This is a genomic window from Paenibacillus jiangxiensis (genome assembly GCF_046098255.1).
GTDB lineage: Bacteria > Bacillota > Bacilli > Paenibacillales > Paenibacillaceae > Paenibacillus > Paenibacillus jiagnxiensis.
The window spans coordinates 59,808-67,841 of sequence record NZ_JBJURI010000035.1 but is presented as its reverse complement, the minus strand read 5'-3'; the positions used below and the strand labels follow the sequence as shown (position 1 = coordinate 67,841).

The following is an 8,034-nucleotide window of genomic DNA, read 5'->3' as shown; positions in this document are numbered from 1 at the left end:
ATTTCAACTTATTCATTTTTCAAAGAGCAAAAGGAAAAGAGCAACCCCAAATCAGGAGATGCTCTTAACATACAAGGGAGGAAGTAATTATGAGTAATACAAAGGCTGCCGGGGCGGATGAAATACGTGCGCGCTCTGGATTGCTCACGCAGCCGAAGGCAGTATGGGCTGTAGCATTTGCTTGTGTAATCTCTTTTATGGGTCTGGGGCTCGTGGATCCGATTTTGCCGGCCATTGCTGAGCAGCTGCATGCCAGCAAAAGCCAGGTTTCGCTGCTGTTCACCAGCTACAATCTGGTGACCGGGGTCGCGATGCTCATTACAGGATTTGTATCAAGCCGGTTAGGCGTGAAATGGACACTGTTGATCGGCATTTTGTTTATTGTTGTCTTTTCCGGACTCGGCGGAACGGCCGATACGGTGAACGGTATAGTGGGCTACCGCGCGGGCTGGGGGCTAGGCAACGCCCTGTTCATCGCCACGGCGCTGTCGGCCATCGTTGGCTTGTCCACCTCGGGGACAGGCAAAGCCATCATTCTCTATGAGGCCGCGCTGGGTCTTGGCATCTCGGTAGGTCCGCTGCTTGGCGGAGTGCTGGGTTCCATTTCATGGCGGGGGCCTTTTTTCGGCGTATCGGCATTGATGGTGATCGCCTTTTTATTTATCATGATTATGCTGCCCAAGATTCCGAAGCCGGCGCAGCGCGGCTCAATCGCTGATCCGTTCAAGGCGCTTTCCTATCCGGCGCTGCTGACGCTGGGCATTGTGGCCTTGCTGTATAACTTCGGATTTTTCACATTGATGGCTTATTCGCCTTATGTTATGGATCTGGATGAACGGGGGCTTGGGTACGTATTTTTTGGCTGGGGGATTATGCTGGCAATTACATCAGTGTTTGTAGCCCCAAGATTGCAGTCCCGTATGAGTACGGTATCCTCGATCAGCATCATGCTGACGCTGTTTGCCCTCGATTTGATCGCAATGGCTGTCGGCACCGTGATGGGTTCGCCTGTTACGGTTATTATCGCGGTGATCATTGCCGGTATTTTCCTCGGCATTAACAATACACTGATTACAACGGCCGTGATGCAGTCTGCACCGGTTGAACGTTCAACGGCTTCGGCTGCTTACAGCTTCCTGCGCTTCATGGGGGGAGCCATTTCGCCATGGCTGGCTACAAAGCTGTCCGAGTGGTACACTGCAGAGGCACCGTTTTATTTCGGAGCTTTAATGGTTCTGATCGGCGTTGCGGTATTGCTGATCCGTCGCCATCATGTCAATCAGATCCGAATGGATTCAAGTCACTGATCCGGACTCCGGACAGGGAGGGGAGAACATTCTATGAAAAGACATTTATATATTAACGGCCGACAAGTAGAGACGAAGGAATACAGGACGCTGCGCTCGCCATATAGCGGCGAGGTCATCGCCGAGGTTGCGGAGGCTGCTGCCGAGGATGTTGATGCGGCTGTTCAGGCAGCGGCAGAAGCGAAATCGGCCATGCGTGCGCTGCCGGCTCACCGCCGTGCCGCCATTCTGGAGAAGCTGGCTGTGCTGCTGGAGGAGCGCAAGGACGAAGCTGCGCGTCTGATTGCGTTGGAAGCGGCCAAGCCAATCAAGACGGCTCTGGCCGAGATTGACCGGACGGTACAAACCTATAAATTCGCAGCTGAAGAAGCGAAACGCATCCATGGCGAGACGGTTCCGATGGATGCCGCCCCTGGAGGGGAAGGTCGCCTTGCTTATACGGTTAAGGAACCCGTTGGTGTGGTGGGAGCCATTACACCGTTTAATTTTCCTATGAACCTGGTTGCCCATAAGGTCGGTCCTGCCATTGCGGCAGGCAATACGATCGTGCTCAAGCCGGCGGAGCAGACGCCATTGTCTGCTTATCTGCTGGCTGAACTGCTGGAGGAAGCCGGGCTGCCCGCCGGGGCGCTGAACGTGGTGAGCGGAGACGGGAAAGTTGCCGGAGACCGGCTGGTTACGGACCCGCACGTTAACTTTATCACCTTTACAGGCAGTCCTGCCGTAGGTACGGAAATCCGTGCCAAAGCGGGGTTAAAGCGTGTAACGCTTGAGCTTGGCTCTAATTCGGCTGTCATTATCGACAGCGGCACAGACATCGATGCCATTGTGCCCCGCTGTGTGAGCGGAGCATTCACCAATCAGGGGCAGGTATGCATTTCTCTGCAGCGCATTTACGTGCTGGAAGACTGCTATGATGAATTCACAGATAAATTCATTAAGGCTTCACAGAAGCTGCGCATTGGCGACCCGCTCGATCCGGATACCGATGTATCCGCCCTGATTTCCGCCAGGGATGTACAGCGTGTTCAGGAGTGGATCGGTGAGGCTGTCAGCATGGGGGCCGCAGTGGCTCTAGGCGGTGAAACCGATGGCACTGTATTGAAGCCAACGGTACTGCTGCAGGTGGACCCGCAGGCCAGCGTCTCCAGCCGCGAGGTATTCGCGCCGCTTGTCATCATTGAGCGCGTCGCTTCCGTAGACGAAGCTGTGGGCAAAGTCAATGCATCCATTTACGGGCTGCAGGCTGGAATTTATACGAAGGACATTGCTACTGCTCTTGACGCGGCAGACAAATTGTATGTTGGCGGAGTGATGATCAATGACATTCCAACTTTCCGCGTCGATCATATGCCATACGGCGGCGTCAAGCAAAGCGGCATCGGGCGCGAAGGCGTGAAGTATGCGGTTGAAGAAATGCTGGAAGTGAAGCTGATCGTGATCAACCGGAATTAAAATTACGGAACTATCGCCAGCGAGATTATGCCAGCACTATCGTGAGATTGCCGCAGGCACATTTATAGTGCAACCCAGTCCGCAAGGAAGCCGAATTAGCGTGATTTTGCAGCAATAGGAGCTGCTCAGTCCGTATCATAGAAAAGTGGCTGCCCATAAGCATCACGGTGCTTTTGGGCAGCCACTTTGTTTTATTCCGCAATCTCAGATTACTGATTGACAGGTTCCTTATTTCACTGGACTTGCAGCTGAGCTGTCAGGATCTCCGCAAACTGCTCCAGAAACGACTGGTCTTCGCTGTCGAATCTGCCTTTGAGCGGGCTGTCGATATCCATTACGCCAATCAGCTCTCCGTCCTTGACGAGAGGAACGACGATTTCGCTGTTGGAGGCTGCGTCACAGGCGATATGGCCTGGAAACTTGTGAACGTCTTCCACAACGATGGTCCGGCGCTCCGCTGCCGCTGTACCGCATACACCCCGACCCAGTGGAATCCGGATACAAGCCGGAAGACCCTGAAACGGCCCGAGCACCAGCTCCTTCCCATCAAACAGATAAAAGCCTGTCCAGTTGACATCCTGCAGAAAGTGCGAAAGCAGCGATGCTGCATTAGCCAGGTTGGCTATATTGTTGGGTTCGTCATGGATCAGTCCTTTGAGCTGAGTCAATACCGAGGCGTACTGTTCAGCGCGTGTCCCTTCATAGGGCATTGCTTGAAACATGATTTTCTCACTCCTGTCTTCCCATGGCTGGACATTCATATTTGCTGGCGGCCTCTTGTTCAATTCCTAGGAGGCTGTGAATTACCGGGGAAATGCATGAACTGTCTACCAGCGGTTAATTAATTTAAGATATAATGCTTTGCCCTCTGGCGTCAAGAGAACAGAAACTGAAAATTCCCGGAAAAACAGGATTTGTTTCTGCCACCCGCCAGAAGGGTAAGTAACTGTAATAACGGGCCTGAAGCCGGAGAGGAGATACAACCATGCATGCAGAAGTTCAAAATCTCTTTATACGCATCCATATGTTATATTTCGCACAGCAGCAGGATTTGACCGTCAGGGACATCCAGCCTGTTCTGGAGGAACGGGGATATCGTGTGGGTGAGCGTGAAGTCAAGCAGGAGCTTGAACATTTGACCCAGGAAAATTTCCTGACCGCCCATGACGACCAATTCAGTATCACCGGCACGGGAATCGAAGAGCTAAAAGAAATTCAGCACGTACTGGGCATAATGTGCAGCGAAGTTGTAGAAGATGCACGAAAACAGATGTCAGGGGCATCTTCGTGAGAAAAACGTCTATCGATGTATACGCAAAGAAGCCAAGCCGCATTTAGACTCGCTACCCGACAGATTCAATTTTTAATGTTTGACACAGGAATTATAGCACGTATGTTCGCTTATTTGGAAGAGAAAAATGTGATCTTTTTTCCACTTAGAATAAAAGCACATCCTTACAAATGCGGGACTAGCATGAAACACTCCGCACCAAGGGTGTGCTTTTGCATTTTCCAGAGGGCGGTTGTATTTGCAAACATCCTGTGCTTCAATGTTAGAAAGCAGGCAGGGGTGCACCGGAAGTGGGGGAAGAAAGAACATGTATGAGTGCAAGGGGAATATTCCCGTGTTGGAAGGCAGCCGCATCAGGCTGCGCAAAATGGAGGCACGGGACGCGCGCCGGGTTTTCACGTTCTGGTCGGACAGTGAGGTAACACGTTATATGAACATAGAGTCCATGTCCTCGCCGGAGGATGCGGAGGATATGATTGAACTGCTCAACCGGTTGTCCTTTTCGGAGGATGCAGTACGCTGGGGCATTGAGCTGAAGGAGAACCGTGAACTGATCGGAAGCTGCGGCTTTAATCACTGGCAGCTGCAAGGGGCCTTCAAGGGTGAAATCGGCTACGAGCTGTCCAGTTTGCACTGGAGAAAGGGCTATATGTCCGAAGCGCTGGATCTGCTGCATGCCTTCGGGTTTGAGACGATGAGGCTGAACCGGCTGGAGGCCATGATTGATCCGCGCAACGAGCCTTCACAGCGCTTGCTGGAATCCTTCGGCTGGAGCAGGGAGGGGCTGCTCCGTCAGGTTCAGTACACAGCGACTGGCTACAAGGACATGCTCATATATTCATTGTTATATGAGGAGTGGAAAAGGAAGGAGCATGGAACCTATGCAAATTCACAGTAAAGCAAACGGCACCTTCCCACTGCACGCAGCCGGTCCGCTCAGCAAGCTCATCATGCTGTTCTGCGTCAGCCTGCTCGGCATGATCTGGAATACGGCGCTGCTGCAGGCTGCGCTGCTCGCGGCGCTGATTCTGGCGGCCAGACTGCTGGCGGGCATTGCCTTCTCAAGGCAGCTCAAGGTGATGTCCTTTCTCGTATGGATGGGCATTCCCTATTTCATACTTACCCTGCTGGCTGCCCGCAGCGGCAGCGTGTGGCGGGAATGGGGGCCGCTGGTCATCACGAATGAAGGCTGGAATACGGCGGGAGCGTTGACTCTGCGCATGTTCGTGCTGTTTCTGGCCTCATTCATTTATATCGCTACCACGGCTCCGCGTGATTTCGTGCAGGCCGTTCATCAGAAGCTGAAGATTCCGTACAGATTCGCTTTCGGCTTGTCCATCGCATTGACTTTCCTGCCCCTGTTGGAGGAGGAAGGCAAGGTGATCGCAGCGGCGCGGCGCGTGCGCGGAAGCAGGCCGCCCCGCGGCTTGGCAGGCAAGGCCCGCTGGTGGGGGGGTTACGCTCTGGCCGTCCTGGTTAACGCGATCCGCCGTGTGCAGCAGACGGCATCGGCTATGGAAGGACGGGGGTTCGGCGCTTATCCCGACAGGGCTTATTTACGCCCGGTCGAGGCTTCTCCTGCCGGGCCATGGTGGGCTTCTCTACTAGCGGTCGCGGTGCTGCTGCTGATATGGACAGTTTGACCTAGCCCCGGTCAGTCCCGTCCTCAAGCCGAGGAGAAAGAGGGGTTACTGCGCCCTTATTGTCAACCTAACCATAATAAAATTGGTTGACAATAGAATGTGCCTATCATAATATGTGAAAGAGAGTGATTCAGAAATGGGAGAATAAGGAGTGCCGATTGTGAAAAAATTTCGTTTTTCTGCATTTACCACCTTTGACATTGTCCTGATGGCCATGCTCGCCACCGCGAACGGAGCGATGACCTTTTATCTGTCCGTTGTTAACAAGACCCTGAACAGCCTTGGCGGGCCGATAGCCACTTCGACCATTGTCGGTCTGTACATGGTCTATGGCCTGCTGGCCTACTATATTATCCGCAAGCCCGGCACGGCCGTGATCACGTATGCGTTCGGAGCGCTTGTACAGTCGTTCATGGGCACGGCTTACGGCTTTATGTCGGCGATTGCGGCTGCGCTCTGCTATATGATTGCAGCCGAACTGGTCTTTGCCCTGCTGCGCCACAAAGCATGGAATATGGGGGCGCTTATGCTCGCCGGCGGGGCGATGGTTCCGCTGTGGTTTATCGTAGCGGCCTATATGTTCGGTTATACGAGCTGGGGCTGGCAGGTGCTTATCATTGCGCTTGTCGTTCGCGTGGTCAGTGGAGTGCTGCTGTGCGGCATGCTGACCAAGTGGCTTGGAGATGCCCTCGGCCGTACAGGACTCCTGCGCCGTTATGCCTGGAACCGTGACGAGCGTGCTTGAGGCGAGACAGATAGATAGGAACGGGGAGCCTGCCGGCGGTGAAGGCAGGCTCCCCGTCATCGTCATGGATCAGCTGGGTTACTGTTACAATGGGGAGAAGGTGCCTGCCCTGAGCGAAGTGACGCTGTCGATTACTGGCGGTGAGCATACCGCTATCGTCGGGGCCAGCGGCAGCGGGAAGTCGACCCTCTGCCAGCTTTTTAACGGCACACTGTCCCGGGCCGACCTGGGGGAACGGACAGGAAGTCTGACCGTGTTCGGGCAGGACCCGGCGGAGGCGGATATCGCCGCCATTGCCTCCAATACAGGGGTCGTGCTGCAGGACCCTGATGCGCAGCTCATCCGCGAGACGGTGGAGGATGAGGTGGCCTTCGGTCCGGAGAATCTGTGCGTGTCTCCGGACGAGATCGGGCGCCGCCTAGAGGATGCGCTGGAGACGGTCGGCCTCGCTGCCGAGCGCCATTCCCCTGTGCGCCGCCTCTCAGGCGGGCAGCGCCAGCGCACCGGCATCGCGGCGGTGCTCGCGCTGCAGCCGCAGCTTGTCGTCTTCGACGACGCTGCGGCGAACCTGGACCCGCCGGCCAGGCACGATTTCGTGCGCCTCTGCCGGCGGCTCCAGGCCGCGGGCCGGACGGTCGTCACCGCGTCCGGCCGCATGGACGAGACGGCGCTGGCTGCCCGGCGTGTCATCGTCCTCGCGGGCGGGGCCGTGCTGCTTGACGGCCCGCCTGAGGCGCTGCTGCGCTCCCATGGGGCGCAGCTGGCCGCCCTTGGGCTGCTGCCCTCCGCGCAGGGGGGCATCGCCAGCGCACCGGCATCGCGGCGGGCCCCGCAGGCTCCCCTGCTGGAGGTGAAGGAGCTGTCCTTCACCTATCCGGGGAGCAGCCGGCCGGCGCTGGCCGGCACAAGCCTTGCGCTTGCCGCGGGTGAGCGCGTCGTTCTGCTGGGCGAGAACGGGGCGGGCAAAACGACGCTTGGCAAGCTGCTGATGGGCCTGCTGCCCGTGCCGCGCAGGCGCATGTTCTGGCAGGGAGCCGACATGGCGAAGCTCCCTGCCTGGAAACTGGCCGCGGAGATCGGTTATGTGTTCCAGCAGCCTGAACACCAGTTCGCCGCCGCGACCGTATGGGAGGAATGCCTGTACAGTGTCCGGGCATTCCTGGGCCTGCGCAGCCATGAGAAGGTGCCTGCCGAATATGAACGGCGGGCACATGAGCTGCTGCACCGGATCGGCCTGCAGGACAAGTTGCAGGCCTCGCCTTATCTGCTGAGCGGCGGCGAGAAAAGGCTGCTCAGCACGGCAGCCCAATTTGTGCTCCCGCGCAAGCTGTACATTCTGGACGAACCGACGGCCGGAACGGATTATAAAGGGACGGCGGCTTTCCTGGAGCTGTGCCGGGAACAGGCGGAGACTGGCGCTGCCCTGCTCGTGATTACGCATGATTCCGAGCTGGCCGGTACGCTTCCCGACCGTACGCTGCGATTGACAAAGCCGCGCTGAACCTCCAAAATATAACATGATTAATGCAGGCGGGCCTTCAGGTCCGCCTGTTCTTTGCCTGCCGGGTAAGAAAGCCCTGGTTTCCGGAATAT

The 8,034-nt window shown here is 56.2% G+C and carries 8 protein-coding genes and 1 pseudogene; 8 read left to right on the top strand and 1 reads right to left on the bottom strand.

Annotation, left to right across the window (positions count from 1 at the left end):
- Positions 1-89: 89 nt before the first annotated feature.
- Together ACI1P2_RS26465 and ACI1P2_RS26460 are read left to right on the top strand one after the other, a co-directional pair.
- On the top strand, positions 90-1,307 hold the full coding sequence (locus tag ACI1P2_RS26465; protein ID WP_355325243.1) for an MFS transporter: 1,218 nt from the start codon (positions 90-92) through the stop codon (positions 1,305-1,307).
- A gap of 33 nt (positions 1,308-1,340) precedes the next feature.
- The gene (locus tag ACI1P2_RS26460; RefSeq protein ID WP_355325240.1) at positions 1,341-2,762 is read left to right on the top strand and encodes an aldehyde dehydrogenase family protein; all 1,422 of its coding nucleotides are present in this window, start codon (positions 1,341-1,343) and stop codon (positions 2,760-2,762) included.
- A 233-nt stretch (positions 2,763-2,995) separates the two neighbouring features.
- On the opposite strand, the gene ACI1P2_RS26455 is transcribed toward ACI1P2_RS26460, so the two are convergent.
- Positions 2,996-3,484 carry a GAF domain-containing protein gene (locus tag ACI1P2_RS26455; RefSeq protein ID WP_355325237.1) on the bottom strand — a complete coding sequence of 163 codons (489 nt, stop codon included), beginning with the start codon at positions 3,482-3,484 and terminating at the stop codon, positions 2,996-2,998.
- 263 nt (positions 3,485-3,747) lie between these two features.
- Here ACI1P2_RS26455 and ACI1P2_RS26450 point away from each other — a divergent pair, with 263 nt between their 5' ends.
- From ACI1P2_RS26450 to ACI1P2_RS26425, 6 genes and pseudogenes are all read left to right on the top strand, one after another.
- The gene (locus ACI1P2_RS26450) at positions 3,748-4,053 is read left to right on the top strand and encodes a hypothetical protein (RefSeq protein ID WP_355325234.1); all 306 of its coding nucleotides are present in this window, start codon (positions 3,748-3,750) and stop codon (positions 4,051-4,053) included.
- A gap of 307 nt (positions 4,054-4,360) precedes the next feature.
- Positions 4,361-4,951, top strand: a complete 591-nt coding sequence (locus ACI1P2_RS26445) for a GNAT family N-acetyltransferase (protein WP_355325231.1) — start codon at positions 4,361-4,363, stop codon at positions 4,949-4,951.
- Complete coding sequence (locus ACI1P2_RS26440; protein ID WP_355325228.1) at positions 4,935-5,696, top strand: energy-coupling factor transporter transmembrane component T family protein; 762 nt, start codon at positions 4,935-4,937, stop codon at positions 5,694-5,696. The genes ACI1P2_RS26445 and ACI1P2_RS26440 overlap by 17 nt, the downstream gene beginning before the upstream one ends.
- A gap of 208 nt (positions 5,697-5,904) precedes the next feature.
- Positions 5,905-6,441 (top strand): ECF transporter S component, encoded by a 537-nt coding sequence (locus ACI1P2_RS26435; protein ID WP_408976357.1) that lies wholly within the window; start codon positions 5,905-5,907, stop codon positions 6,439-6,441.
- Positions 6,380-6,943 (top strand): annotated as a pseudogene (locus ACI1P2_RS26430) (energy-coupling factor ABC transporter ATP-binding protein); the annotation flags it as partial. The gene ACI1P2_RS26435 and the pseudogene ACI1P2_RS26430, both read left to right, overlap by 62 nt.
- Before the next feature lie 153 nt (positions 6,944-7,096).
- Positions 7,097-7,942, top strand: coding sequence for an ABC transporter ATP-binding protein (locus ACI1P2_RS26425; protein ID WP_355325263.1), 846 nt, complete (start codon positions 7,097-7,099; stop codon positions 7,940-7,942).
- The last annotated feature ends 92 nt before the right edge of the window (positions 7,943-8,034 follow it).